General features: G+C 57.8%; 25 protein-coding genes and 2 tRNA genes. 17 read left to right on the forward strand and 10 right to left on the reverse strand.

Annotated features, from left to right (window positions below):
* Nucleotides 1–113 precede the first annotated feature (113 nt).
* The 8 genes from RYB09_RS14720 to RYB09_RS14755 all read left to right on the forward strand — a co-directional run bounded on the left by RYB09_RS14720 (nt 114) and on the right by RYB09_RS14755 (nt 9544).
* Nucleotides 114–1019 (forward strand): AraC family transcriptional regulator, encoded by a 906-nt coding sequence (locus tag RYB09_RS14720; RefSeq protein WP_058401567.1) that lies wholly within the window; start codon nt 114–116, stop codon nt 1017–1019.
* A 241-nt stretch (nt 1020–1260) separates the two neighbouring features.
* On the forward strand, nt 1261–2592 hold the full coding sequence (locus RYB09_RS14725; RefSeq protein WP_122281345.1) for an ABC transporter substrate-binding protein: 1332 nt from the start codon (nt 1261–1263) through the stop codon (nt 2590–2592).
* A gap of 87 nt (nt 2593–2679) precedes the next feature.
* Complete coding sequence (locus RYB09_RS14730) at nt 2680–3612, forward strand: carbohydrate ABC transporter permease (RefSeq protein WP_002553634.1); 933 nt, start codon at nt 2680–2682, stop codon at nt 3610–3612.
* A gap of 10 nt (nt 3613–3622) precedes the next feature.
* Entirely contained in the window at nt 3623–4456 is an 834-nt protein-coding gene (locus RYB09_RS14735) for a carbohydrate ABC transporter permease (RefSeq protein ID WP_002553633.1), read from the forward strand.
* 30 nt (nt 4457–4486) lie between these two features.
* On the forward strand, nt 4487–5593 hold the full coding sequence (locus RYB09_RS14740; protein ID WP_219171544.1) for an ABC transporter ATP-binding protein: 1107 nt from the start codon (nt 4487–4489) through the stop codon (nt 5591–5593).
* A 17-nt stretch (nt 5594–5610) separates the two neighbouring features.
* Complete coding sequence (locus RYB09_RS14745; protein WP_316889075.1) at nt 5611–7092, forward strand: mannitol dehydrogenase family protein; 1482 nt, start codon at nt 5611–5613, stop codon at nt 7090–7092.
* Between the two features lie 9 nt (nt 7093–7101).
* Entirely contained in the window at nt 7102–8583 is a 1482-nt protein-coding gene (gene xylB, locus RYB09_RS14750; RefSeq protein ID WP_316889077.1) for a xylulokinase, read from the forward strand.
* Between the two features lie 22 nt (nt 8584–8605).
* On the forward strand, nt 8606–9544 hold the full coding sequence (locus RYB09_RS14755) for a carbohydrate kinase (RefSeq protein WP_316889079.1): 939 nt from the start codon (nt 8606–8608) through the stop codon (nt 9542–9544).
* Between the two features lie 221 nt (nt 9545–9765).
* On the opposite strand, the gene RYB09_RS14760 is transcribed toward RYB09_RS14755, so the two are convergent.
* Together RYB09_RS14760 and RYB09_RS14765 are read right to left on the reverse strand one after the other, a co-directional pair.
* The gene (locus tag RYB09_RS14760) at nt 9766–10320 is read right to left on the reverse strand and encodes a hypothetical protein (protein WP_004665039.1); all 555 of its coding nucleotides are present in this window, start codon (nt 10318–10320) and stop codon (nt 9766–9768) included.
* Nucleotides 10321–10498: 178 nt separating this feature from the next.
* Nucleotides 10499–13381 carry an EAL domain-containing protein gene (locus tag RYB09_RS14765; RefSeq protein WP_316889081.1) on the reverse strand — a complete coding sequence of 961 codons (2883 nt, stop codon included), beginning with the start codon at nt 13379–13381 and terminating at the stop codon, nt 10499–10501.
* A 262-nt stretch (nt 13382–13643) separates the two neighbouring features.
* Between RYB09_RS14765 and RYB09_RS14770 the strand changes: the two genes are divergently transcribed.
* The 3 genes from RYB09_RS14770 to RYB09_RS14780 all read left to right on the forward strand — a co-directional run bounded on the left by RYB09_RS14770 (nt 13644) and on the right by RYB09_RS14780 (nt 16570).
* Nucleotides 13644–14720, forward strand: coding sequence for an NAD(P)-dependent alcohol dehydrogenase (locus tag RYB09_RS14770; protein WP_316889083.1), 1077 nt, complete (start codon nt 13644–13646; stop codon nt 14718–14720).
* A 307-nt stretch (nt 14721–15027) separates the two neighbouring features.
* Nucleotides 15028–15390 (forward strand): NUDIX hydrolase, encoded by a 363-nt coding sequence (locus RYB09_RS14775; RefSeq protein WP_058407477.1) that lies wholly within the window; start codon nt 15028–15030, stop codon nt 15388–15390.
* 118 nt (nt 15391–15508) lie between these two features.
* Complete coding sequence (locus RYB09_RS14780; RefSeq protein WP_316889086.1) at nt 15509–16570, forward strand: SDR family oxidoreductase; 1062 nt, start codon at nt 15509–15511, stop codon at nt 16568–16570.
* Nucleotides 16571–16706: 136 nt separating this feature from the next.
* Here RYB09_RS14780 and RYB09_RS14785 read toward each other — a convergent pair.
* Nucleotides 16707–16783: transfer RNA gene (locus RYB09_RS14785), tRNA-Val, on the reverse strand.
* A 339-nt stretch (nt 16784–17122) separates the two neighbouring features.
* Here RYB09_RS14785 and RYB09_RS14790 point away from each other — a divergent pair.
* Nucleotides 17123–17359, forward strand: coding sequence for a ubiquitin-like protein (locus RYB09_RS14790; RefSeq protein WP_054098357.1), 237 nt, complete (start codon nt 17123–17125; stop codon nt 17357–17359).
* Nucleotides 17360–17496: 137 nt separating this feature from the next.
* Here RYB09_RS14790 and RYB09_RS14795 read toward each other — a convergent pair.
* Nucleotides 17497–17573 (reverse strand) — tRNA-Val (locus tag RYB09_RS14795).
* Nucleotides 17574–17754: 181 nt separating this feature from the next.
* Between RYB09_RS14795 and RYB09_RS14800 the strand changes: the two genes are divergently transcribed.
* Nucleotides 17755–19038 (forward strand): NAD(P)/FAD-dependent oxidoreductase, encoded by a 1284-nt coding sequence (locus RYB09_RS14800; protein ID WP_122281350.1) that lies wholly within the window; start codon nt 17755–17757, stop codon nt 19036–19038.
* A 59-nt stretch (nt 19039–19097) separates the two neighbouring features.
* Here the strand turns inward: RYB09_RS14800 and RYB09_RS14805 are convergent, their stop codons facing one another.
* Nucleotides 19098–19793 carry a peptidase C39 family protein gene (locus RYB09_RS14805; RefSeq protein WP_058401566.1) on the reverse strand — a complete coding sequence of 232 codons (696 nt, stop codon included), beginning with the start codon at nt 19791–19793 and terminating at the stop codon, nt 19098–19100.
* A 219-nt stretch (nt 19794–20012) separates the two neighbouring features.
* On the opposite strand from RYB09_RS14805, the gene RYB09_RS14810 reads away from it, so the two are divergent.
* Nucleotides 20013–20195: a hypothetical protein gene (locus RYB09_RS14810; RefSeq protein WP_219171535.1), complete on the forward strand. Its 183-nt coding sequence runs from the start codon at nt 20013–20015 to the stop codon at nt 20193–20195.
* 99 nt (nt 20196–20294) lie between these two features.
* On the opposite strand, the gene RYB09_RS14815 is transcribed toward RYB09_RS14810, so the two are convergent.
* Together RYB09_RS14815 and RYB09_RS14820 are read right to left on the reverse strand one after the other, a co-directional pair.
* Nucleotides 20295–21053, reverse strand: a complete 759-nt coding sequence (locus RYB09_RS14815) for a TerC family protein (protein ID WP_316889088.1) — start codon at nt 21051–21053, stop codon at nt 20295–20297.
* A gap of 43 nt (nt 21054–21096) precedes the next feature.
* Complete coding sequence (locus RYB09_RS14820; RefSeq protein WP_057422018.1) at nt 21097–21333, reverse strand: hypothetical protein; 237 nt, start codon at nt 21331–21333, stop codon at nt 21097–21099.
* Between the two features lie 132 nt (nt 21334–21465).
* Between RYB09_RS14820 and nhaR the strand changes: the two genes are divergently transcribed.
* Nucleotides 21466–22368, forward strand: coding sequence for a transcriptional activator NhaR (nhaR, locus tag RYB09_RS14825; RefSeq protein WP_058401447.1), 903 nt, complete (start codon nt 21466–21468; stop codon nt 22366–22368).
* Here the strand turns inward: nhaR and RYB09_RS14830 are convergent.
* Nucleotides 22365–23519 (reverse strand): MFS transporter, encoded by a 1155-nt coding sequence (locus RYB09_RS14830; RefSeq protein ID WP_230018515.1) that lies wholly within the window; start codon nt 23517–23519, stop codon nt 22365–22367. The genes nhaR and RYB09_RS14830 overlap by 4 nt on opposite strands.
* A gap of 210 nt (nt 23520–23729) precedes the next feature.
* A complete protein-coding gene (locus tag RYB09_RS14835; RefSeq protein WP_002553619.1) occupies nt 23730–24239 on the reverse strand; it encodes a DUF1993 family protein in 510 nt (169 codons plus the stop codon).
* A gap of 154 nt (nt 24240–24393) precedes the next feature.
* Between RYB09_RS14835 and RYB09_RS14840 the strand changes: the two genes are divergently transcribed.
* Complete coding sequence (locus RYB09_RS14840) at nt 24394–25056, forward strand: YceH family protein (RefSeq protein WP_219171533.1); 663 nt, start codon at nt 24394–24396, stop codon at nt 25054–25056.
* Between the two features lie 36 nt (nt 25057–25092).
* Here RYB09_RS14840 and RYB09_RS14845 read toward each other — a convergent pair whose 3' ends face one another.
* Nucleotides 25093–25908 (reverse strand): shikimate 5-dehydrogenase, encoded by an 816-nt coding sequence (locus tag RYB09_RS14845; protein WP_219171531.1) that lies wholly within the window; start codon nt 25906–25908, stop codon nt 25093–25095.
* A 210-nt stretch (nt 25909–26118) separates the two neighbouring features.
* On the opposite strand from RYB09_RS14845, the gene RYB09_RS14850 reads away from it, so the two are divergent.
* Complete coding sequence (locus tag RYB09_RS14850) at nt 26119–26475, forward strand: hypothetical protein (RefSeq protein ID WP_002553616.1); 357 nt, start codon at nt 26119–26121, stop codon at nt 26473–26475.
* Nucleotides 26476–26494 lie beyond the last annotated feature (19 nt).

Below are 26494 nucleotides of genomic sequence, written 5' to 3' on the forward strand. Positions count from 1 at the left end.
TGTGGCAAGTCATGTGAGACGCGTGATCGTAGGTGATTTTTGTCAGCGACCGGGCATTGAAGCTGAAAATCAGGCACATTATCGTTCTGGCAACTGCTGAACACGACATAGCCATGAGTAAAACAACAAGAATCGCCGACCCTTCCTACGAACTGATGGACGACCACAACGGGCTGTCGATCATTTATCGCGAGCACGGTTTCCCCTGTCCGCTGGTGCGTTGGCACTTTCACAAGGAATATGAGCTGCATTTGATTGTTGCCAGCTCCGGCAAGGTATTTGTCGGCGATTACATCGGCAATTTCAACCCTGCCAGCCTGTTTCTGACCGGCCCCAACCTGCCGCATAACTGGATCAGCCAGATCGACGAGGGTGAAGTTGTGGCCAAGCGCGACATGCTGGTCAACTTCACCGATGAACTGCTGGAAAGTGGCAATCAGGTGTTTGCCGAACTAAAAACCCTCACCCCGCTGCTGGAACGCGCCCGCTACGGCATCGAATTTCGCTGCAAGCGCACGATTCGTCAGGCCATGAAGCAGATGCAGAAGATTGCCGACTCACGTGGCATCACCCGCCTGGGGCATTTCTTCATTCTTCTCGAGTTGCTGGCCGCCAGCGACGATTATCAGTTGCTCTCCGGCACTGCGGTCGCCCATACCGCGGACGAGCACAGCGTCGATCGCACCAACCGGGCGGTGGATTACATCTTTGCCCACTATGGCCGGGAGCTGCCGCTGGAGGAAGTTGCCGAGTATCTGGGCATGAAGCCAACCTATTTTTCCAGAGTGTTCAAGCAGGCTACAGGCCGATGCTTTGTGGAGTTCGTCAATCGACTGCGCATCAGCAAGTCGTGCGAATTGCTGGCTGATGGCGACAAACCGGTCACTGATGTGTGCTTTGAATCCGGCTTCAACAATATTTCCAACTTCAATCGGCGCTTCCAGCAACTCAAGGGCATGACGCCCTCGCATTATCGCCGCCTGGCCATGCAGCGCCTGACCGAACAAAACCTGTACTGATTCACCCTGCCCTTGCGCCTATCGTCTACGCTGCAGTTGCGGCGAAGCCAGCCTATGGGCGATTCGGCTCTATCGGCCTTTCGTGCGTCAGTGCAAAAAAGTATCAGTCAGAGTGCGGCGCAGGATTTGTCTTTCAGGCCAAACGCCGGTGTAATCAATCCACATCTTCCTCACCTCCGGAAGAGAAAAAAAACAATAACCATCCTTCTACTGCTCACTGGGCGTGGAAGAGGAGTGATCAATGAAGAACTCAGCAAAACTTCTGCTCGCCAGCTCCGTCCTCAGCACCTGTTTCGTGTTCAGTGGCAGCGCCACGGCCGGGACCGTGACCATCGCCACGGTCAACAACAGCGACATGATTCGCATGCAGCGCCTCTCCAAGACTTTCGAAGAAAAACACCCTGACATCAAACTCAACTGGGTTGTGCTTGAAGAGAACGTCCTGCGTCAGCGCCTGACCACCGACATCGCCACCAAAGGCGGTCAGTTCGACGTGTTGACCATCGGCATGTACGAAGCCTCACTCTGGGGCGAGAAAGGCTGGCTGCAGGAAATGAAAGACCTGCCTGCCAGTTATGAACTGGACGATGTATTCCCCTCGGTACGTGACGGCCTGTCGGTGGATGGCAAACTGTTCGCCCTGCCGTTCTATGCTGAAGCATCGATCACTTACTACCGCACCGACCTGTTCAAGGCCGCTGGCCTGACCATGCCCGAGCGCCCTACCTGGACACAGATTGCCGAATTCGCTGGCAAACTGACCGACAAGTCCAAGGAACAGTACGGTATCTGCTTGCGTGGCAAGGCTGGCTGGGGCGAAAACATGGCGCTGATCACCACGCTGGCCAACGCCTTTGGCGGACGCTGGTTCGATGAGAAGTGGACGCCACAGTTCGATCAGCCAGAGTGGAAGAATGCGCTGAACTTCTACGTCAACACCATGAAGCAGTCCGGGCCGCCGGGCGCCTCCAGCAACGGTTTCAACGAGAACCTTGCGCTGTTCAACAGCGGCAAGTGCGCCATCTGGGTCGACGCCAGCGTTGCCGGTTCGTTCGTGACCGACAAGAAGCAGAGCAAAGTGGCCGACAGCGTCGGCTTCACCTACGCCCCGCATGAGGTGACCGACAAGGGCTCGTCGTGGCTGTACTCGTGGTCGCTGGCGATCCCGACCAGCGCCAAGAACACCAAGGACGCTGCCGAGTTCACCCAGTGGGCCACCTCGAAAGAGTACGCCAAACTGGTTGCCGATACCGACGGCGTGTCCAACGTGCCGCCAGGCACCCGTGCCTCGACCTACACCGATGAATACAAGAAAGCCGCACCTTTCGCCAACATCACGCTGGAGTCGCTGAAGAAGGCCAATCCCAAATCGCCAGCGCTCAAACCAGTGCCTTACGTAGGTATTCAACTGGTCACCATTCCTGAGTTCCAGGCCATCGGCACCAGCGTCGGTCAGCAGTTCTCCGCAGCGCTCATAGGCCAGTCCACTGTGGATCAAGCCTTGCAGAATGCGCAAACAGCGACTGCGCGTGACATGAAACGAGCGGGTTACCCGAAAGAGAAGAAAGAGTAACCGTCCTGTACCAGGGTGAAGGCGAACGCTTTCACCCTGCCGCTAACCTGCGCAACAACTCTGGTGCAATCCGGTTCGGAGCTCCCCATGAATACCTCAGCCTCCCCTGAACGCACGGACCTGTCCGGCGAACAGCAACCGCTCAAAAGCCGTCGATTCAAGCCGGGCTGGTTTCTGGTCAGTCCTTCAGTGGCACTTCTGCTGGTGTGGATGATCGTGCCACTGGGCATGACCATTTATTTCTCTCTGATCCGCTACAACCTGCTCTCCCCCGGCGAAAACGAATTCGTCGGGCTGGAGAACTTCCAGTATTTCGTCACCGACAGCGGCTTTCTGCCCGGTGCCGGTAACACCTTGCTGCTGGTCGGCAGCGTGCTGGCCATCAGTGTGATCCTCGGCGTGCTGATCTCGGCGCTGCTCGAGGCCAGTGAGTTTTTCGGCCGTGGCATCGTTCGCGTACTGCTGATCTCGCCCTTCTTCATCATGCCCACGGTCAGCGCGCTGATCTGGAAAAACCTGATTTTCCATCCGGTGTCCGGCGTACTCGCGGCAGTGTGGAAGTTCTTCGGCGCGCAGCCCATCGACTGGTTTGCCCATTACCCGATGCTGTCGATCATCATCATCGTGTCCTGGCAGTGGCTGCCGTTCGCGATTCTGATCCTGATGACCGCCATGCAGTCGCTGGATCAGGAACAGAAAGAAGCAGCGCGTCTGGATGGAGCCGGCCCCATCGCGATCTTCTGGCACCTGACCCTGCCGCACCTGGCACGTCCGATTGCCGTGGTGGTCATGATCGAGACGATCTTCCTGCTCTCGGTGTTCGCTGAAATCTTCACCACCACCAATGGCGGACCCGGCTTTGCCTCGACCAACCTGGCATATCTGATCTACATACAGGCGCTGCTGCAGTTCGACGTCGGCATGGCCTCGGCGGGCGGACTGATCGCGGTAGTAATCGCCAACATCGCGGCGATCATCCTGATCCGGATGATCGGCAAAAACCTCACCGACAAGTCATGAGGACCTTGCCATGATGACCCTCAAACAATCACGCCGCCTGCAAAGCCTGCTGCTCGGGAGCCTGTCCTGGCTGATCGCTGCGCTGGTGTTTTTTCCGATCTTCTGGATGGTGCTGACCAGCTTCAAGACCGAGATCGACGCATTTGCGACGCCGCCGCAATTGTTCTTTACCCCGACGCTGGAAAACTACCTGCACATTCAGGAACGCAGCGATTACTTTCACTTTGCCTGGAACTCGGTGCTGATTTCCTTCAGCGCCACCGCCCTGGCCATGCTGATCGCCATTCCTGCGGCGTATTCCATGGCGTTCTTCGAAACCAAACGCACCAAAAGCACCCTGCTTTGGATGCTCTCGACCAAGATGCTGCCGCCAGTGGGCGTGCTGATGCCGATCTACCTGCTGGCCAAGACCTTTGGCCTGCTGGATTCGCGGCTGGCGCTGATCATCATCTACACGCTGATCAACCTGCCGATCGTGGTCTGGATGATCTACACCTATTTCAAGGATATTCCCGGCGAGATCCTCGAGGCCTCAAGGCTGGACGGTGCCAGCACCCGCCAGGAGATCTTTCGCGTGCTGATGCCGATCTGCAAGGGCGGGCTGGCTTCCACAGCACTGCTATCGCTGATCCTGTGCTGGAACGAAGCGTTCTGGTCACTGAACCTGACCTCGTCCGCAGCAGCACCGTTGACGGCACTGATCGCCTCCTACTCCAGTCCCGAAGGGCTGTTCTGGGCCAAGCTGTCGGCGGTCTCGACCCTGGCGTGTGCGCCCATCCTGATTTTCGGCTGGATCAGTCAGAAACAACTGGTTCGCGGCCTGTCGTTCGGCGCTGTCAAATAGCCCGACCCCAAGAACAAGAAGGAATCCAACATGGCTAACCTGAGCATCCGCAACCTGCAAAAAGGCTTTGATGGTCATCAAATCATCAAGGGTATCGATCTGGACGTGAATGACCGCGAGTTCGTGGTCTTCGTCGGGCCTTCGGGCTGCGGCAAATCCACCCTGCTGCGACTCATCGCCGGGCTGGAGGAAGTCACCTCGGGGACCATCGAACTCGATGGCCGCGACATTACCCAGGTCACGCCGGCCAAGCGCGATCTGGCGATGGTGTTCCAGACCTACGCGCTTTACCCGCACATGACGGTAGGCAAGAACCTGTCATTCGCACTGGACCTGGCGGGTGGCGACAAGGCCGAGATCAAAAAGAAGGTCGATGAAGCCGCGCGTATTCTGGAGCTCGGCCCGTTGCTGGAACGCAAGCCCAAGCAGTTGTCCGGCGGTCAGCGCCAACGTGTTGCGATTGGTCGGGCCATCGTGCGCAATCCGAAGATTTTTCTCTTCGACGAACCACTGTCCAACCTCGACGCCGCGTTGCGCGTGCAAACCCGCCTGGAGCTGTCGCGCCTGCACAAAGAGCTGCAGGCCACGATGATTTATGTGACCCACGATCAGGTTGAGGCCATGACCCTGGCCGACAAGGTGGTGGTGCTCAACGGCGGCAAGGTCGAGCAGGTCGGCTCGCCGCTGGAGCTTTATCACCACCCTGCCAATCTGTTTGTCGCAGGCTTTCTCGGCACGCCAAAAATGGGCTTCCTCAAGGGCAAGATCAGTCGAGTGGACAACGCCAGCTGTGAAGTCGAACTGGACGCCGGAACCCGCATCAGCCTGCCGGTCAACGGCGCAGGGTTGAGTGTCGGAGCACCGGTAACGCTGGGCATTCGCCCGGAACACCTGAATCTTGCCCAGAACAGCGATTGCCAGTTGCAGGTTATCGCCGATGTCAGCGAACGCCTTGGCAGCGATACCTATTGCCATGTGCGTACCCGCTCGGGCGAGGCGCTGACCATGCGTATTCGTGGCGACCTGGCCAGCCAGTACGGCGAGACGCTGAACCTGCACCTGGACAGTGCCCAATGCCACCTGTTCGACGCTCAAGGTCTGGTGATTGCCAAAGCCTTGCAGACTGTCGCCGCCTGAGTTCCGGAGAGCCCTTCATGAAACTGAGCAAAAACAATCTGTCCCGACTGGACGCCGACATTGCCCTGCCCGCCTACACCGTCGAAAGCACCCGTCAGGGCATTGCCCATATCGGCGTTGGCGGCTTCCATCGGGCGCATCAGGCGTTTTACACCGATGCACTGATGAACAGCGGCGAAGGCTTTGAATGGAGCATCTGCGGCGTCGGTCTGCGCCCTGAAGACAAAGCCGTACGTGACGCACTGGCGCAGCAGGACTATCTATACACGCTCTACGAACTGGGCGACACGCCAGATACCGAAACCCGCGTCATTGCCTCGATCAGCGGCATGCTGCTGGCCGAAGACAGTCCGCAGGCGTTGATCGACAAGCTGTCCAGCCCGGACATCCGCATCGTCTCGCTGACCATCACCGAAGGCGGCTATTGCATCGACGACAGCAATGGCCAGTTCATGGCGCATCTGCCACAGATCCAGCACGACCTGGCAAACCCGGATCAGCCCAGGACGGTATTCGGCTTCCTCTGCGCCGCACTGGCGCGCCGCCGCGCCGAAGGTACGCCAGCCTTTACCCTGATGTCCTGCGATAACCTGCCGCACAATGGCGCAGTCACTCGCAAGGCGTTGCTGGCGTTTGCCACCTTGCGCAATGCCGATCTGCATGACTGGATCAAAGACAACGTCAGCTTCCCCAACGCAATGGTCGACCGCATCACACCCATGACCAGCGCTGCTCACCGACTAAAGCTGGCGGACGAAAAGCACATCGACGACGCCTGGCCGGTGGTCTGCGAACCGTTCGTGCAATGGGTGCTGGAAGACAAGTTCGTCAACGGTCGCCCGGCCTGGGAAAAGGTCGGCGTGCAGTTCACCGATGATGTAACGCCCTATGAGGAAATGAAGATCAAGCTGCTCAACGGCAGCCACCTTGCCCTGACCTATCTGGGCTTCCTCAAGGGTTATCGTTTTGTCCACGAAACCATGAATGACCCGCTGTTCGTGCGCTACATCCGCGCTTACATGGACCTCGACGTCACGCCGCAGCTGGCGTCGGTGCCGGGCATCGACCTGGAAGGCTATAAAGACACACTGATCGAGCGCTTTTCCAACCAGGCGATCGCCGATCAGCTGGAACGGGTCTGTTCGGACGGTTCGTCCAAATTTCCCAAGTTCACTATTCCGACGATCAATCGTCTGATCGTCGATCAGGGTAATTTCGAACGTGCCTCGCTGGTGGTCGCCGCGTGGGCGCTGTATCTGAAGGGTGTCGACGAGAACGGCACGACCTACAAAATTCCCGACCCACGCGCCGAGTTCTGTCAGGCACTGGTGGCCGACGACGCGCTGATTACCCAGCGGCTGTTGCAGGTTGAGGAAATATTTGGCGTTGCCATTCCGAAATCAGCCGAGTTCGTCGCAGCGTTCGAGCAGAACATCAATGACCTGCGCACGCTGGGCGTCAGTGGCACGCTGGAAAAACTTCTGGCCAACCGCCTTTGAGGTGCGCCCATGTTTCTTGGAATTGACTGCGGCACCCAAGGCACCAAGGTGCTGGTGCTCGATACCGAACGCGGTACTGTACTGGGCGAGGGTTCGGCCTCGCATAGCCTGATCAGCGACCATAACGGCCGCCGCGAGCAGGACGTCGGGCAATGGCTGAACGCGCTGCAACAGGCCACCCGCGATGCTTTGGCGCAATCGGGTGTGTCGGGACAGCAGATTCTCGGCATCGGCGTATCGGGCCAGCAACATGGTCTGGTGCTACTCGATGCTCAAGGTGAGGTGCTGCGCCCGGCCAAACTGTGGTGCGACACTGAATCGGCCCCGGAAAACCAGCGCTTGCTGGATTACCTGGGCGGCGCGCAGGGTTCTCTGCAACGCCTTGGCCTGGTCATTGCGCCGGGCTATACCGTGTCCAAACTGCTGTGGACCAAGGAGCAGTACCCGCAGCTGTTTGAGCGCATAGACAAGGTGCTGCTGCCCCACGACTACCTCAACTATTGGCTGACCGGCCGCTGCTGCACTGAATTCGGAGATGCATCGGGCACCGGTTATTTCAATGTGCGCACCCGTGAATGGGACCTGCCGCTGCTCGCGCACATCGACCCGAGCGGCCGTCTGGGCAAGGCGCTGCCGCAATTGGTGCAAGCACACGAAGCGGTTGGCGTGCTGCGTCCTGAAATCGCCCGATTGCTGGACCTGAACCCCGCCGCACTGGTGTCCAGTGGTGGCGGCGACAACATGATGGGCGCCATTGGCACGGGCAATATCCAGCCGGGTCTGATCACCATGAGCCTGGGCTCGTCAGGCACTGTCTATGCCTACGCCGATGAGGCGCGGGTCAGCGAACATGAATCGGTCGCTACCTTCTGCTCGTCCTCCGGTGGCTGGTTGCCATTGATCTGCACCATGAACCTGACCAATGCGACCACGGCGATTCGTGAGTTGTTCGCTCTGGATATCGCCGGGTTCAACCAGGCCGTCGCCCAGGCTCCGATAGGGGCCGAAGGCGTGCTGATATTGCCTTTTCTGAACGGCGAACGTGTGCCCGCCCTGCCCGATGCCACCGGCAGCATCGTCGGCCTGGACAGCACCAATCTGACCCAGGCCAACCTGTCCCGCGCCGTGGTCGAAGGCACCACCTTCGGTCTTCGCTACGGATTGGACCTGCTGCGCGACAGCGGCATCAAAAGCGAGAAAATCCGCCTGATTGGCGGCGGTTCCAAAAGTGCAGTATGGCGGCAGATCGTGGCGGACATCATGGACACTCCGGTGATCTGCACCGACCACGCAGAAGCCGCAGCGCTGGGCGCGGCCATTCAGGCCGCCTGGTGCTGGTCGCATGCCCACGGCAAGGCTGAAGACCTGCAGCAACTGTGCGAACGCTGTGTGAGCCTCGATCAAAGCAGTGAGACGCACCCCGTGGTGCATAATGTGGCCGCCTATCAGCAGGTCTATCAGCGTTATCAGGCGCAACTGCGCAAGGTTTGAACCGTTTTTTCATGGAGCACTTATGTTTCTGGTTTGTGGCGAAGCACTGTTCGATATTTTCACCCGCGCTGATGACAGCGGTTCCCTGAACAGATTGGGGTTCGATGCGATTGCTGGCGGCTCGCCGTTCAACGTTGCGATCGGACTGCGCCGTCTGGGTGTGGAAGCCAGCTTTCTTGCCGGGCTGTCCACCGATTACCTGGGTCGTCGGCTGCGTGCCGTGCTGGAAAAGGAAACGGTCAATACCGATCACCTGATCGACTTCGACGCGCCCACGACACTGGCCATGGTCGCCGTGAGCAGCGATGGCTCGCCGACTTACAGCTTTCGCGGCGACGGCTGCGCGGACCGGCAGTTGCGCCTTGAACATCTGCCGGAACTCGATGCGCAGGTACGCGGCATTCACGTCGGCTCGTTTTCGCTGGTGGTGCAGCCGATTGCCGACACACTGCTGGCGCTGGTCGCCCGCGAAAGTGCGACGCGCCTGATTTCACTGGACCCCAACGTGCGCCTCAACCCGGCACCGGACATTCAGCGCTGGCGCAGCCAGGTCGCTACGTTCGCCGAACATGCGCACCTGATCAAGGTCAGTGACGAAGACCTGCACCTGTTGTACCCGGACAGCGATCCACAAAAAATCGCCGAAGGCTGGCTCGGCAAGCGTACGCAACTGGTCATCGTCACCCGCGGCACGCAAGGTGCCAGCGTCTTTACCCGGCAGCATGGTACTTGGTCAGTGCCGGCAAAAACGGTGGTCACCGCCGATACCGTCGGGGCCGGGGATACTTTTCAGGCGGCGCTACTGACCTTCCTCAGCGAGCGTCAGCTCGATACGCCACAAGGCTTATCGACGCTGTCACGGGAAACACTGGACGAGATGCTGAATTTTGCCGTCGGCGCAGCGGCGCTGACCTGCACAAAGGTCGGGCCGGATCTGCCGTATCGGCATCAGTTGGGGTGATTCAGTTTTCGACGAGAAACAAAAACAGCGGTACATCCGCAACATGTAACGCATGAAATAAAGTCTTCGTGAGCAAGCTCACTCCCACATTCCGAACCTGTTCCAAGCGGGAGAAGTTTCAGGATTCACTCCCATTTGGAAAGCATTCCATTTGTGGGAGTGAGCTTGCTCACGAAAGAGCCATTACAGTCGCCAAACAAGCAACTGAACCCACTGCCTGGTCAAGCCAACATGCCGGCCTTGATACCTCTGATGCGGGTGTTGATGTCATCCGCAACGTTGTTCTGCTTGTCCTTGAGCGCGTCCTGGACTTTCTGGTCAATGGCCAGTTGGTCCTGAGGTGCCATGGCGTCGTAGTCTTTCTGGGTGACGCCCGTCAGCTTCTCGCGCACTTTCTCTTCGGCTGTCTGCTTCAGAGAGTCCATGAACTTCTGTTCTACCGAACCCGTCGATGCAGTGTCAGTGGTGCTGGTGGCGCTGGCCACTGAACCGATGACACCGTTGTCGCGATCAGCCGTCTTTTCCGACAGTGACGAATCACCGGCAGACTTGAGGTTGATCATCATCCGCGCGAAGGATTCGTTGTAACCGCTGTTGTCCTGCTTGCTGTCTTGCGATGTTGAATTGCTGACCGGCGTGGTAACCGGTGCCGAGCCTGATGTCAGGCCAGCGGCGGCAACCGAGCTGAATGCGTCCTGAGACACCTCATCTACGGTTTTGCGCCCAACTACAGCCCGGGAAACAAGCTGCTCAAGCGCACTCGTGCCAATAATCATCTTTCACCTCCTGAGGAACCTGTTGCGCAGGTTCAACAGCAAGTCCAGTGCCAAGTGCGCAATAAATTTATAACCTACTGATTTTTATAACTTAAATTTAGACGCTCAGGATCAGCACTGTCAAAAAAACCCATACATTCTGCCGTTTGCGGCAAACATTCACCGACACAGGCTGCTTTCAGCCTGCCGCACGACCGGTATTGACGTTCAGCAGCTCAATCGGCAACGGTTCAGAGAAGTAGTAACCCTGCGCCTGGGTCGCGCCGATCTCGCGCAGCAGCTCGAGTGTTTCCAGATCTTCGACACCTTCGGCGACGACGTTCAGATCAAGGGATTCGGCCATGCGCACGATGGCCCGCACGATGGCCCGGCTGCGTACGCTGGAGGCCAGTCCGAAGATAAACGACTTGTCGATTTTCAAGCCGCTGAAATGGTATTGATGCACATAGCTGAGCGAAGAAAACCCCGCGCCAAAATCGTCCAGCATGACCGACATGCCCTGCTCGGCCAGTTGCTTCATTGACAGGCGTGCCTGCTCGGGGTCGGCCACCAGAGCCCCCTCTGTAAGCTCCAGACACAGACGCCAGGGCGCAACATTCTGTTCAGCTAGCATCGCCAGCACTTCTGCAGCGAATGCCGGACGGGTGATGCTGTAGCTGGAGCAGTTCACATGCACTGGCGGCCAGTGGCCGTTCTCGGGTTGGGCCAGGATGTTCACTACACATTTGAGCATGTAGATATCCAGACGACCAATCAGGCGCAACCCCTCCAGCGCGGGCAAAAAGCTTTCCGGCCCGACGATCCGTCCATCCGGCATGCGCCAGCGGATCAGGGCTTCAAACGCCAGCAACTCTCCGGTCCTGACACAGATGACCGGCTGAAAATAGGGGATCAGTTGATCGCTACGCTTCAGGGCCGTGCGCAACGCACCCTCTTGTTCGACCTGATCCGAAACCTCCCGACGCAGAGCCTGATTGAACACCGCGAAACTGTCGCGCCCGCCATTTTTGACCCGGTACATGGCGGTGTCGGCATCGCGCAAGAGATCAGCCGGCTCCTGATGAAAGCGGCTGTCGGCACCCACCACGCCAATACTGCAGGAAGAAAAGACGCTGTGATCGTCGATCACGAACGGCTGCTCGAACGCGGCCAGGATCCGCTGAGCGATGTCCGTACCGGTCTGCAACGGCGTATCGATGCTCAGCACCGCAAATTCGTCACCTCCAAGCCTGGCCAGCAGATCCCCTTCACGCATGCAACTGCGCAGCCGCTCGGCGGCCTGCACCAGGAGGATATCGCCGCAGTGGTGGCCAAGGCTGTCATTGATCATCTTGAAGCGATCCAGATCGATGAACATGACAATCAGCTGCTGGCCGTGCACGCAAAAGTCCTGCCACGCCTGTTTCAGGCGATGTTGCAAGTGACTGCGGTTGGGCAACCCGGTCAACGAGTCGTGGGAGTTTTCATGCTGCAACCTGGCGTTGGCCTGGTCCAGCTCCCGGGTCCGGTCGCGAACCCGGGCTTCCAGGAGCACATTGGCGGTATGGATCGCTTCTGCCGCGCTGCGGCGGGACAGTGCCGTGTCGATGTGGCGAGAGACAAAGGTCAGCAGTTCCTGATCACGCAAGGTATAGCTGACATCCTTCGAATAGCTTTGCACCACCAGAACGCCGCGCACTTGCTCGCCATCGAACAACGGAATGCCCAGCCAGGAAGAAGAACGACCGGTATTTTTTTGCACCTCGATTTCGCCGAGGCTTTCCAGCCTGCGGGCATCGTCGTAATCGATCAGACAGGGTCGCCGCTGGCCTATCACATACTCGGTAAAGCCACGCTGCCCACGCCGTGAACGTGGCGGCGTGTGCTGGTATTCGTCGATGTAATAAGGAAAGGTCACTTCGCCCGTGGCGCTGTCGTAAAGGGCGATGTAGAAATTGAGCGCTACCAGCAGCTCGCCGACAATCATGTGCAGGCTGCGAAACAGCTCATTCATGTCGCCGGGCTGGCTGGAAAGCTCGGCAATCTGGAACAGGGCACTCTGCAAATGCTCGGCGCGTTCACGGTCGCGCACTTCCTGGCGCAGGGCGTCGTTGGCTGCCGAAAGCTGTTGCGTGCGCAGTGCCACGATCTGCTCCAGGTCGGTACGCCGCAACAGCCGGTCCAAGGCCATCGCCACATGCCGCGACACCACGGAAAACAACGCGCGATCCTGAGCACTGTAGACGCGGGACACGTCATAGACCTGCATCGCGACCATGCCGAATACTTCGTCCGAGGCGTTTTTCAAGGGCGCGCCCATCCAGAACTCCGGCAGACGCCCCACACAGAAAAAACGACCTTCGGCTTTTGCGCGCTCGATACAGGCAGCTTCCAGAAACAAAGGTTGCCCGGTGCTCAAGACATACCCGGTGAGCGACATTCTATCGGCGTCGATGAATTCGAACGTCTCGTGCCCCATCGCTTCGTCATCGAAACGATCGATGTAATACGGGTAAGTGATTTTGCGGCTTTGTCGGTCATACAGCGCGACGTAGAAGTTCTCGGCATCGATCAGCGCACTCAACTGCTCATGAATACCCTGCAGAAAAGCCCCGCGATCCAGCGTGGAACTGGCCAGCAGGCTGATTTCATAGAGCACCCGCTGGGTGTTCTGCGCCCGGATCAACGCAGCGGTCTGCAACAGTGAGCCCAGCCTGGCAGCGAGTTCCACCAGCACGGGATGGTCTTTTTCGGCCATTGGCGCCAGCACCCAGCCCAGCACGCCCTCGCCCTGCCCTGCGATTCTGCGATGGAGCTGCAATTGAGCACAGTATGCGTCGAAGTCTTCAGCAGCGATGTGCGCAGGCCAGACGACTGCAGGGTCGCCCTGCCCAAGCAGACATTTCAGCTCGCCTGCAGCGTAGGCCGCCCAGGCGATATCCGGTATCTGTTCCCGTGCAGCGCTCAAAAGTGCGTCGATGGGCGCGTGACTGGCGAATCTGTCATGGTTGGCAGCCAACGTGGTGTCTGGACTGAACGCTACGCTCGGGCATATACCCGTGGCCAGATGTGAGACTGTCATGGAAACACCAGATGCATGAGCCGACGGCGGTCATCCTTAAAAACCATGACCAAAGGTAACAAGTGTGCTGCCGCATTGTTGCAAAGTTCATACCTTTTTGGCAGACCCTTTGCCTGTCAGATGACATCCATGTGACGTAGGGCACTACCCGGCTGCCATACGGGTCAGATTCAGGTGTTTCGCGACCGGCAAGGCAAATGAGCAGAGCTCGGCTATGCTTGCTCGCGGCGTTACACATCCCCCCACTGAACAGGTGACAGTCATGGTCAAGACTTACAGTTACGCAGCGCAGTCTGCTCAGGAAGTGCTCAAACCGTATCAGTTCGAACGCCGCTCACCCGGTGCCGAAGACGTTCAGATCGACATTCTCTACTGCGGCGTTTGTCACTCGGACCTGCATACCGCACGCAATGAGTGGCACAACACACTCTATCCTTCGGTTCCAGGCCACGAAATCGTTGGCCGGGTAACGGCAGTCGGTGCAGACGTCAAACATTTCAAGGTCGGCGACCTCGCGGGTGTCGGCTGCATGGTCGACAGCTGCCAGCAATGTACACCCTGCGCAGAGGGTGACGAGCAATATTGCGAGAGCGGCTTCACAGGCACCTACAACGGCCCGGTATTTGGCGGCGAGAACACCTTCGGCGGCTACTCCGACAAGATCGTGGTCAAGGAGAAGTTCGTCCTGCGCATCTCTCACGGCACCAATCTGGCCGCTGTTGCGCCGCTGTTGTGCGCAGGTATCACCACGTACTCGCCATTGCGCCACTGGAAAGTCGGCCCCGGCAAAAAAGTGGGCATTGTCGGGCTCGGAGGGCTCGGCCACATGGGCGTCAAGATCGCCCACGCCATGGGCGCTCATGTGGTGCTGTTCACCACATCGCCCGACAAGCGTGAAGACGGCTTGCGGCTGGGTGCCGACGAAGTTGTTGTATCCAAAGATGCGGCACAGATGGCAGCCCAGACCAATAGCCTGGACTTCATCCTCAATACAGTCGCAGCACCGCATGATCTGGATGCATTTCTGTCCCTTCTCAAGCGTGACGGCACCATGACGCTGGTCGGCGCACCGGCAGAACCGCACCCGTCACCGGCAGTCTTCAATTTGATCTTCAAACGCCGCAGTCTGGCAGGGTCGTTGATCGGCGGCATTCAGGAAACCCAGGAAATGCTGGATTTCTGTGCTGAACACGGCATCGTTTCAGACATTGAAATGATCGCCATGCAGGACATCAACGAGGCTTACGAGCGGATGCTCAAAGGCGACGTGAAATATCGTTTTGTCATCGACATGGCCAGCCTCAAGCAGGAAATTCCTGCTGACTCAAACGCCGCATGATGCGGGTTGAATGCATCTGAAGAGCCTAGCGCTGCCAAGGACGGCTGCGCGCACAGACATGCCGTACGTCGCAAGGCATGAACTGACTACAGACAATAACCCACTGATACTCATACTCACTGTAAATGTCGGCAGCGGCTTGAAGTCGGCAATTGCGCCTGGCTGGCGCTGGCATGAGCTTGTCCCGGCCAGAAAAATGAACTATTTATTACATTTTAGTGACTATTACTGACTGCTTTTGGGTCTCAAGTTCACGAAGTCCTTGCAGATACTCATGTCAACGGACGTTTTAACAGGTGAACGAATCATGAAACAACGAGCGACAGTCATCTGCAAACGCGACGGTCAGGTCCTCTACGTACGCAAACCAAAGTCGCGCTGGGCATTGCCTGGTGGCAAGATCGAGGCCGGTGAAACGCCTGCTCAGGCCGCCATGCGTGAATTGTGCGAGGAAACAGGCCTGACAAACCTTGATCTGCTCTATCTCGAGGTCTATGAGAAAGATCAGGTTACTCACTACGTATTCACTACGCAGGTCCCGGCCTCAAGCGAGCCTTCGCCGCAGAATGAGATTGCCGCCTGCAAATGGCTGGCTCCGAAGAAACTCGCAGACTTGAAGGCCAGCAGTGCGACCAAGACCATCGTCAAGTCGTATGCCCAGCGGGCCTGAGAGCATCTGGCGCAACGCCAAAGGGTGATCAGCCAGATCAGGTTGAACGGTCAGGCCTGAAGCTGTTCTGAGAGAGCAGACGGTTTATTACCTTCATCCCCGTCTCAGGAGATCCCCTATGACTCAGACCGCCCTGGTTGTTGGCGCAAGTGGCATTGTCGGCAGTGCAATCACACAGTTGTTACTGGAAAACGATTGGCAGGTTGCCGCCCTCTCCCGTAGCCCTTCAGCGCGGCCCGGCGTAATTCCGGTGGCTGCAGACCTGCAGAACCCGGAGTCCGTCAGTGCGGCCCTGGCTGATTTGAAGCCCACCCACGTTTTCATCACCACATGGTCGCGTCAGGCCACTGAAGCAGAGAACATTCGCGTCAATGCTGCAATGGTGCGCAATGTGCTGGACGCTGTGCGGCCCGCTGGCAGCGTGAAACATGTCGCGCTGGTCACCGGGCTCAAACATTACCTTGGCCCGTTCGAAGCCTACGGCAAAGGCACGCTGCCACAGACTCCGTTCAGGGAAACGCAAGCGCGCCTGGATATCGAGAACTTCTATTATGCGCAAGAAGATGAAGTCTTCGCTGCCGCCGAGAAAGACGGTTTTACCTGGAGCGTCCATCGCCCGCACACCGTGACAGGTGTCGCCGTCGGCAACGCGATGAACATGGCGACCACCCTCGCCGTCTATGCCTCGATCTGCAAGGCAACCGGCCGACCTTTCGTGTTCCCGGGCTCACGTGTGCAGTGGGACAGCCTGACCGACATGACCGATGCACGTCAGTTGGCCCATCAGCAATTGTGGGCCGCCACGACGCCTGCTGCGGCCAATCAGGCGTTCAATATCACCAATGGCGACGTATTCCGCTGGAGCTGGATGTGGGGGCAGATCGCCGAGTACTTCGGCCTGCAGCCCGCCGATTTTCCGAGCGAGCCAGCCCCGCTGGAAACGCAGATGGCCGATGATCAGGCTGCCTGGACCGATATTGTCCGCGAGCATCAACTCAAGGAAAGCGATATCAGCCGCCTGATTTCGCCGTGGCACACCGACGCCGACCTGGGTCGCCCGATCGAAGTGGTTACGGATATGTCGAAAAGTCGCAAACTGGGCTTCACGGCTTTTCAGGCGAGTGACGACGCGTTTTTCGAAGTATTTGAAAAGCTGCGCCGTGACCGACTGATTCCCTGAAGCTGCTTGTGCTCTTGTGTCAACGCTTTGCGTTGGCACAAGAGCGGGCACTTGCTTCGGGTGAGACAGACGCAACAAAAAAGGGTCAACCTCTCGGTTGACCCTTTTTTTACCGCCCAGCAGAGCGGATTTTATCTGGTAGGCGCGATTGGACTCGAACCAACGACCCCCACCATGTCAAGGTGGTGCTCTAACCAACTGAGCTACGTGCCTGCTGTGGGTCGGCATTCTACGGATATTCGAATGCCTGTCAAATTCTTTTTTGCAGTAACTCTCTGAATACATGAATTTTTTAGACCCTGCATCAGAGATCAGTTCTGATCAGGCGGCGCCAGAAACCTCACCCTCGCCTCCAAAATGCTGATAAAGCGACGTCCTTGCGCATCCAGCTTTGCACTTGAGAATCTTACTAAACCCTACCTAGCAACTTTACTAGTTTCATTCTTCGCCGGGCAGCTCTAACCTGAATGAATTAAAAACACTTCGAACGTCCAAAGCAGGTATTTATGTTCGAGCACCTTTAATATTTATCAAACCAGTCAGGCGAGCCAGATGATAATTTACATACAACAATTGGTAGGCGAAAAATTCCAACTAGACGTAGAAAGCAGTGACACGATCGACAACGTTAAAAGCAAGATACGGGACGAGAAGAATATATCGCCTCAAAAACAACGACTTATATTTGCAGGCAAGCAACTGGAAGATGGACGAACGCTGGCTGATTACAACATCCAGAAAGAAGCTACGCTGCAGTTGGTCTTGAAACTCGGAATTGGGCCGCTGTAAAGCCTATGAATTGAGTCGTCAGAAGCTCATGTGCCTTCGCTCCTGAAAAACCAGGCCTGCAAAAGACAGCCTGAAACAAAAAAGGGCCAGCCTTTCGGCTGACCCTTTTCTTACCGCCCAGCAGAGCGGATTTTATCTGGTAGGCGCGATTGGACTCGAACCAACGACCCCCACCATGTCAAGGTGGTGCTCTAACCAACTGAGCTACGTGCCTGCTGTGGGTCGGCATTCTACGGATATCCAGATACCTGTCAACCTATTTTTTCTCTAAGCCTATGAATTACAGCGTTTTTTACCCGTTGACGGGAAGTGACTCTTTTTGCCTGTTGCTGGCAGAGCTTTTGGTTCTCGGGTACGATCGCCACATCGTCAAGAATATTAAACGGAGTCTCAGGATGGCAAATACGCCCTATCCGCAGTCCTACTATGCCGCTTCAGCCAATGCAGCCCCGGAACGCCCGGCGTTGCAGGGTGAAGTCGAGACCGACGTATGCGTCATCGGCGCTGGCTATACAGGCCTGTCGAGTGCGCTGTTCCTGCTGGAGAATGGATTCCGGGTCACGGTGCTGGAAGCGGCAAAAGTCGGCTTTGGCGCGTCTGGGCGTAATGGTGGGCAGATCGTCAATAGCTACAGCCGTGACATTGATGTGATCGAGCGAACCGTCGGGCCAAACCAGGCGCAGTTGCTGGGGCAGATGGCCTTTGAGGGCGCATCCATCATTCGCGATCGGGTTTCCCGCTACGGTATTCAGTGCGACCTGAAGGATGGCGGTGTATTTGCAGCGCTGACAGGCAAGCAACTGGCGCATCTGGAAGCCCAACAACGACTGTGGGAGCGTTACGGCCACACCGGCCTTGAGCTGATGGACAAGCGCCGGATCAACGAAGTCGTTGCCTGTGATCAATACATCGGCGGGCTGCTGGACATGACCGGCGGCCATATTCACCCGCTCAATCTGGCGCTGGGTGAAGCGGCTGCGGTCGAAACCCTGGGCGGCACGATTTACGAGCAGTCGGCGGCCATTCGCATCGAGCGCGGTGCCAACCCTGTGGTCCATACCGCGCAAGGCAAGGTCCGCGCGAAATTCATCATCGTGGCTGGCAACGCCTATCTGGGCAACCTGGTTCCGGAACTGGCTGCCAAGTCGATGCCTTGTGGTACTCAGGTGATCACCACAGAGCCGCTGAGTGATGAACTGGCTAAAACACTTCTGCCGCAGGATTACTGCGTCGAGGATTGCAATTACCTGCTGGATTACTACCGCCTCAGCGCCGACAAACGCCTGATCTTCGGCGGCGGCGTGGTCTACGGTGCCAGAGATCCGGCCAACATCGAAGCCATCATCCGGCCGAAGATGCTCAAGGCATTTCCACAACTCAAGGATGTGAAGATCGACTACGCATGGACCGGCAACTTCCTGCTGACCTTGTCTCGCCTGCCCCAGGTTGGCAGACTTGGCGACAACATCTATTACTCGCAGGGCTGCAGTGGACATGGCGTGACTTATACGCATCTGGCGGGCAAGGTTCTGGCCGAGGCGTTGCGCGGTCAGGCAGAGCGCTTTGATGCGTTCGCCGACCTGCCCCACTATCCTTTCCCCGGCGGACAGATGCTGCGCACCCCGCTTACCGCGTTGGGCGCCTGGTATTACAGCCTGCGTGACCGGCTGGGTTTTTAACTTCGCTGACAGTAAAACGGCACCTTATCGGTGCCGTTTTTGTTTGTGCCGCGTTTATTTCATTTAACGCCGCGTGCCAGCGTTCGTTTCGCCTCGCCCGCCGCCTGCTCCTGTCCGGACTTCGATAAAGCTTCAGCAGCCTGCAACCAGCGCTGCTGATCGACATTGGCGGGCAGCTGCCGGGGCGACTGAACCAGCACCGCCCAACTGCCGGCCTCTTTCCACGCCGATGTGAAGCTGCTGAAACTCATTGAATAGCGACGATCCATGCCCGCATTCAACAACACGGTCTCCTTTACCCGGTTGTAACCGATCAACACGGCATAACGCGGGCCTTTCCACAGTGCAGAACCCTGGGCAAAGCGCAGCATGACCGGATAGCCCGCCGACACCTGAGTCAGCAGGTCCTGTAATTGGCCATCAAGCGGATAGACCATGAAGCCGTATTCCCGCGCAACCTTCTGAATATTCTGTTCGAGGCGGTCTTCGGCACCTGGCAGTTGCAGCGGCTTGTCGAGCAAGCCGGGCGTGGTCTGTACCTGTTGGTTGGCCAGCATGCTTGCCAGCACCATTGGCCCGCTCTGGTAGGCGTTACCCCGGAAGAACGGCACCGACGTCAGTTCGACCCGGTCCGGAAGGCGTTTCATCTCGGGCGTGACCATTGAAGAACAGCCGACAAGACCCATGAGCAAGGCTAAAACCAGCCATGAACGTAATGCACCGGCAGTACCGGAATAGAAAGAGACCGACAAGATGTTCACTCGCTTCAACTGATGCCGGGCAACCCACGACCCGGCCTGGACACCGATCATAGAGCTCTGGGGGTTCAGGGTATAGTCAGGCACTGCGGCTCATCGGGCCGAATGGAGAAAATAGTTCATAGCCATGCGCCACTGGTCAATTAACCGAAACACGCCCCGTACTAGACTGTCAGTTATCAAGACCGCAACAAAAGCAGGAATGTGGAGGCACTTATGAGCCTGGAACTGACAATCGTGATGCTGCTCGCTTCGTGGCTTGCCGTAGCCAGCGCCATGCTGTGGGGCGTGATGCGCATATCCCGTCGCCATCACCAGCCGCGCAGTGCAGCGCTACCTGCGGCAAAACGGCCGAGCCTGGTAAAGGCTGTCAAAGTACCCGCTGCTGTGGCCAGCTGATAGTTCGTTGTGCCGCTCGGATACAGTTGTCGGCAGTGAAAATGCAAAAAGGTCGACCCGGTTTACCCGGGTCGACCTTTTTTTCAGCCTGGCCTGCTATCAGTGCGCGGACACCTGAGCAGCCGCCTTTTTGCGTCTTGCTCTGCGTACCAGCATGTTCAGGCCTTCAATGGCTGCCGAGAAGGTCATGGCAGCGTAGATGTAGCCCTTGGGCACATGAGCGCCAAAGCCTTCGGCGATCAGCGTCATACCGATCATGATCAGGAAGCCCAGGGCCAGCATGACCACCGTCGGGTTTTCGTTGATGAACTTCGCCAGCGTGTTTGCAGCGACAAGCATCACGACGACGGCAGTGATTACAGCAATGACCATGATCGGCAAGTGTTCGGTCATGCCCACGGCAGTGATGATACTGTCGATGGAGAACACCAGATCCAGCATAAGGATCTGCACGATGGCCGCGCTCATGCTCAATGCCACGACCGAACCCAGGGCTTTTTCTTCCTCGGTCTTGACGTCCATGCTGTGGTGAATTTCCGTCGTCGCTTTCCAGACCAGAAACAGGCCACCGGCGATCAGGATCATGTCCTTCCACGAGAACGCCTGACCGAACACCTCGAATACCGGCTCTGTCAGTTGCACGATGTACGCCACGGTGCTGAGCAAGCCCAGGCGCATCACCAGCGCCATACCGATACCCAGTTTGCGCGCCTTTTCTCGTTGGTGCTCAGGGAGCTTGTTGGTGATGATCGAGATGAAGATCAGGTTATCGATACCCAATACGACTTCCATGACCACCAGTGTTGCCAGCGCGATCCAGGCTGCCGGACTTGTTGCGAGTTCCAATAGGTATTCCATAGATCACTGCCCTGCCTGAGCCAATATTAGTTGTAAGTCAGATTTATTTATCGGTCTTGCTTTCGGTTTCAGCCGAGCTTTGTGGTGGCTGCTGCACCGAAAGTTCCTGTTTTGCCTCATCAATCGCCTTGGTTGCGGCTTGATGGGTTTCGTCAATCGCCTGTTTTGCAGTGTCGGCTGCAGCATTCACCACATGCTTGGTGGATGACTCTATCTGATCGCATCCTGCCATTACCAGCAGCGAGCAGCCCAGCAGTGCGGCGTAAAGGGGTTTATTCATGGCTTCCTCGGTAAGCAAGGCTGGGCGACGTGTTCAGCCCGGCGTTGGAAACGGATTCTAGACATTTTGAAACATACGGAAAATTCGATTTTATAAGGCTTATACTTCGGTTTTACCGAATCGGCAGAAATCATGCTCAATTACCGTCAGCTTCATTACTTCTGGGTGGTAGCCAAAACCGGGAGCATCGTGCGCGCCTGCGAGCAGTTGAATCTCACCGCGCAGACCGTCAGCGGGCAGATCAGCCTGCTGGAGGCGTCCCTGGGTGTCGATCTGTTCCAGCGCGTAGGCCGGCAACTTGAAATGACTGAAGCGGGTCGCCTGGCCCTGCCTTACGCCGAACAGATGTTTCAGTTGGGCAATGATCTGGAAAACCTGCTGCGCTCGCAGCCCGATGAACAGCAATTGCTGCTGCGCATCGGCGTGGCTGACGTGGTACCCAAGTCCATCGTGTACCGGCTGATTGCCCCGACCATGAACCTCAGTGAGTCCATTCGCATCACCTGCCGGGAAGACAAACTGGAAAGGCTGCTGGCAGACCTGGCAATCCAGCGTCTGGACCTGGTGATCTCCGACAGCCCCATGCCGCAGCACCTGGATATCAAGGGCTACAGCCAGAAACTGGGAGAATGCGGGGTCAGCTTCTTTGCGACCCGTGAAGTGGCAGAACGTATCGGAAGTGGCTTTCCGCAGTGCATGCACGGTGCGCCGCTGTTGATTCCAGGCCAGGAAACCGTCGTTCGCGGCAGGCTGATGCGCTGGTTTGCCGAACAGAGCATCCAGCCGCGTATCATCGGCGAGTTTGATGACAGCGCGTTGATGAAGGCGTTTGGCAAATCCGGCAGCGGTGTCTTTGTTGCGCCCAGCGTCATCGCCGATGAGGTGCAGAGCCAGTATGGCGTACAAGTGATAGGCCACACCGATGCGGTGACCGAATCATTCTACGCCATCACCGTGGAGCGCAAGGTCAAACACCCCGGCGTTGTCGCCATCGCCGAAAGCGCACGAAACCAGCTGTTTACCGACGCAGGTTAGGCGGTAAGCGGGCCGGGATCACGTCTGATCAGCAGCACTGCCAGCACAATCGCAAGAACGATAATGCCAGCGGCGGCGAAACCGACGTTACCCAGACCGAGATGATCAATGACCCTGCCGCCGATCATCGCACCGATGCCGATGCCAAGGTTTGCTCCGGCGATGTTCAGTGACGCAGCGAACGCAGGTGCTTGCGGTGCGGCCTTGATCAACCGGACATGGCTGACCAGAAACAAGGCGGCCTGGGTGATACCCCATATTGCCAGCGCGACTGGTAAGGCGAACACCGAATGAATGCTGGGCACCACAGCGACCATGCCGACTACCATGAAGGCGCAGAATACCAGGCTGGCAATCAGCGGATGCCGGTCAACCATGCGCCCGCCCAGCGAGTTTCCGAGCAAGCCGACCGCGCCAAACCCCATCAGGCACCAGCCCACCAGGCTGCCGTCGAACCCGGCGAGACGCTCCAGCATGTCCGCCAGATAGGTGTAGGCGGTGAACATGCCGCTGAATACCAGTACCGACAGCAGCACATGCCCCTGCATCATCCGGCTGCGCAAAATGCCGAACTGGTTGAGGATCGACACCGGGTTTTTCTTCGCCGCCGTCCGTGGCAGATAGACCGCCAGCAACAGTGCCTTGGCAAATGCCAGGCCGGCGAGCACCAGAAACGCACTGCGCCAGCCGAAAGCATCGGAAATCAGGGTGCCGATGGGAATGCCGAACACAGTGGCGCAAACGATGCCGAAACCGATTCTGGCAATCGCCCGACCAGCGAACTGCGGCCCGACGATGTCCACGGCGGTCTCACTGGCCAGTGCCCAGAACACCGGCAGCCCCAACGCAGGAATCAGCCGCGCCAGCCCCATCACGGCAATATTGGGTGCCAGCGCTGCCAGTACATTTGAAAAGCCGAACAGCACAAGGATGCTGATAAACAGACGCTTGCGCTCGAAACGCGAGAAGTAGGCAGTCAGAAAGGGACCGAAAGCTGCAACCGTGAATGCGAACAGGGTGACCAGCAGCCCCGCTTGCGAAACCGTGACATCCAGATCGCGGGCAACCGCAGGCAAAAGACCGACAATGACGAATTCTGTGGTCAGCACGGTAAAACCGGCGGCCGACAACAGAAGTATGGGCAACAACATGAATACTCCAGAACAACACTACAGCCCGAAAAACAGGGCTGACACCCCAACAACTCTCGTTGCCACGCTCCGCGTGGTAATACATTTCGTGACGCTCTGCGTCAGCCAATGCATGCCAATGCGGAGCATTGGCACGATAGTCAGTTGGATTTGCGCATAACGGCGAGGGACGAGAACATCAGCGAGGCTTCAGCCCCGCACGTTTCAGAATCAGAACTTGCCCATGAAGTCACGCTTGCCGATTTCAACGCCGTTATGGCGCAGCAGGTCGTAAGCGGTGGTGACGTGGAAGAAGAACTGCGGCAAGGCATAGCTGAGCAGATAAGCCTGACCGTTCAGACGCTTTTCCTTTTCGGTGCCGGGGCGCAGGACGATTTCGATACCCTCCTTGCCGTCGACCTGTTCGGGCGTGATGCTGCCGATGAACGCGAGCGTCTTGGCAAGCAGTGCCTGCAGTTCGGCGAAGGTGGTTTCGGTGTCATCGTATTGCGGGATCTCGACGCCTGCCAGGCGGGCCGAAGCACCCTTGGCAAAATCGACGGCAATCTGCACCTGACGGGTAAAAGGCAACATGTCCGGGAACAGACGCGCCTGCAGCAGCGCTGGCGGCTGGATTTTCTTCTCGGTCGCGTAGGCTTCAGCCTTGGTCAGAACATCGCTCAGCGCATTGAGCATTTGCTGAAAGACAGGAATGGAAGCGGCGTACAGGGAGATAGACATGACATATCCTGATTGAGAAAGGCGCAATTATAGACCCACCTGACGGCAAACACCGTGACACTTTTCAGCGACCCTGCAGATCAGCGCAACAGACACTGGCAATAATGTGCGCCACGCCCTACGCTGATCCACCGCCATCACTCAGGGAAGCGTCATGTCCATTGAATCGCCCTCCTCCGAATCCTCCCCGAATGCCGAGGCCCTGCAACTCAACAGCACTGAAGTGCGTGTTCTGGGCTGCCTGATCGAGAAACAGGCGACCAACCCGGAAACCTACCCGCTGACCCTTAATGCACTGGTGCTTGCCTGCAACCAGAAGACCAGTCGCGATCCGGTCATGAACCTGACTCAAGGCCAGGTCGGTCAGAGCCTGCGCGCTCTTGAGAGCCGAGGCCTGACGCGTCTGGTGATGGGCAGTCGCGCTGATCGCTGGGAGCACCGGGTCGACAAGGCCGTTGAGCTGGTCCCTGCGCAGGTGATACTGACCGGCCTGTTGCTGCTGCGCGGCCCGCAGACCGTCAGCGAACTGCTCACGCGCAGTCACCGCATGCACGATTTTGAGGACAGCGAGCAACTCGTCCATCAACTGGAACGGCTCATCGCCAGAGGCCTGGCGATGCTCGTACCCCGTCAGTCCGGCCAACGGGAAGATCGTTACATGCACCTGCTGGGCGATCCGGAGGATCTGCAGGAGCTGCTTGCAGCCCGTCAGCAAGCGCCTGAGCGTAACGCAGCAAACCCTGCTGCAAGCCAGCGTCTTGATGAGCTGGAAGCACGCGTCGCAGCCCTTGAAGAGCGTCTTGCCAGACTGGAGTGATGCCCGGCCCCGTCCGACTCTGTGTGCAGGCCACCACTAGCCGGCTCTGGCGAACGCCGCAGCCTGTTGATACTGCTCATCGGTCGGGCGGACGCCGGTATACAGCACAAACTGCTCCAGTGCCTGGATCGCCGCGACTTCATCGCCGCTCACGACGCGCTTGCCCAGGCGGCGGGCAGCCTGGATCAGCGGCGTTTCGGCCGGGGTGGCCACCACATCGAAAATCGTCTCGGCCGCATCGATGGCCTGCAAGTCAAACGACAACTCGTCAGCCTGGGCACCTTGCATGCCTAGCGGCGTGACGTTGACCAGCAAAGGTGGTCGCACGCTTCCCAGCTCCGCCTGCCAGCGAAAGCCACACGCCTCGGCCAGGCGTCGACCGGCCTGCTCATTGCGGGCCACGATCAGCCCATCGGTGAAACCCGCATCGCGCAACGCGAACGCAACCGCCTTGGCCATGCCCCCGCTGCCGCGCAGGGCAAATGCGCTACGAGGGACGGCGTGGCTCTCCATGAGTTGCGCAACCGCGATGTAATCCGTGTTGAACGCCTTCAAATGCCCGTCGGTGTTGACGATGGTATTGATCGACTGGATGGCGGCGGCGGAAGCATCAAGTTCGTCGACCAGTTCAATGCAGGCTTCCTTGAATGGCATCGAAACCGCACTGCCACGTATCCCCAGCGACCGGATACCCGCCACGGCAGCGGCAAGGTCATTGGGTGAGAAGGTCTTGTAATAGAAGTTAAGGCCCAACTGCTGATAAAGATGATTGTGGAAACGCACACCAAAGTTGCCGGGACGGGCGGCCATGGACATGCACAACAATGTGTCTCTGTTTGCAGTAATGGGCATACGGGTTTCCTCCAGACGGTAATGGCTTGAATATTCGATAAAAGCGTATGCTACGCACCAGTGAACGCGAGGACACGCGCCGCACACCTTACATAAAATTTACTCAGCACTTTCGCAGATTCTTACAATTTCGATGTCATAGTGTTATCCCGTGGCAGTGCTTGAGAGTGATGCAGGCGCGCGACAACGGGTTGAGAGCGAGGAACAATCATGATTCGTCAAATCCCCAAGATCGCCTTGTTTGTAGGTGCCCTGGCCCTTGCTGGCCAGGCGAATGCTGACCGTGGCTGGGGTGGCCCTGCCGTGGTAGGTGCTATCGTAGGCGCTGCCGTTGTCGGGGCGGCGGTATCTTCAAGTCGCGATAGAACCGTGTACGTAGAGCGCGAGCCGGTTTATGTGCAACAACAGCCGGTCTACTACGCACCACCACCGGTCTATTATCAGCCGGCCCCGGTCTACCAGGTTGTCGAGCGCTACCCACCGCCTCCACCGCCAGGCTACTACCATCGCTACGGGCCACCACCAGGCCCGGGCTATTACTACGGCCCGCCACGCGGCCGCTGGTAACCGAACAAAAAACCCGCCT

The sequence above is a fragment of the Pseudomonas syringae group sp. J254-4 genome, from assembly GCF_032586855.1.
GTDB lineage: Bacteria > Pseudomonadota > Gammaproteobacteria > Pseudomonadales > Pseudomonadaceae > Aquipseudomonas > Aquipseudomonas amygdali.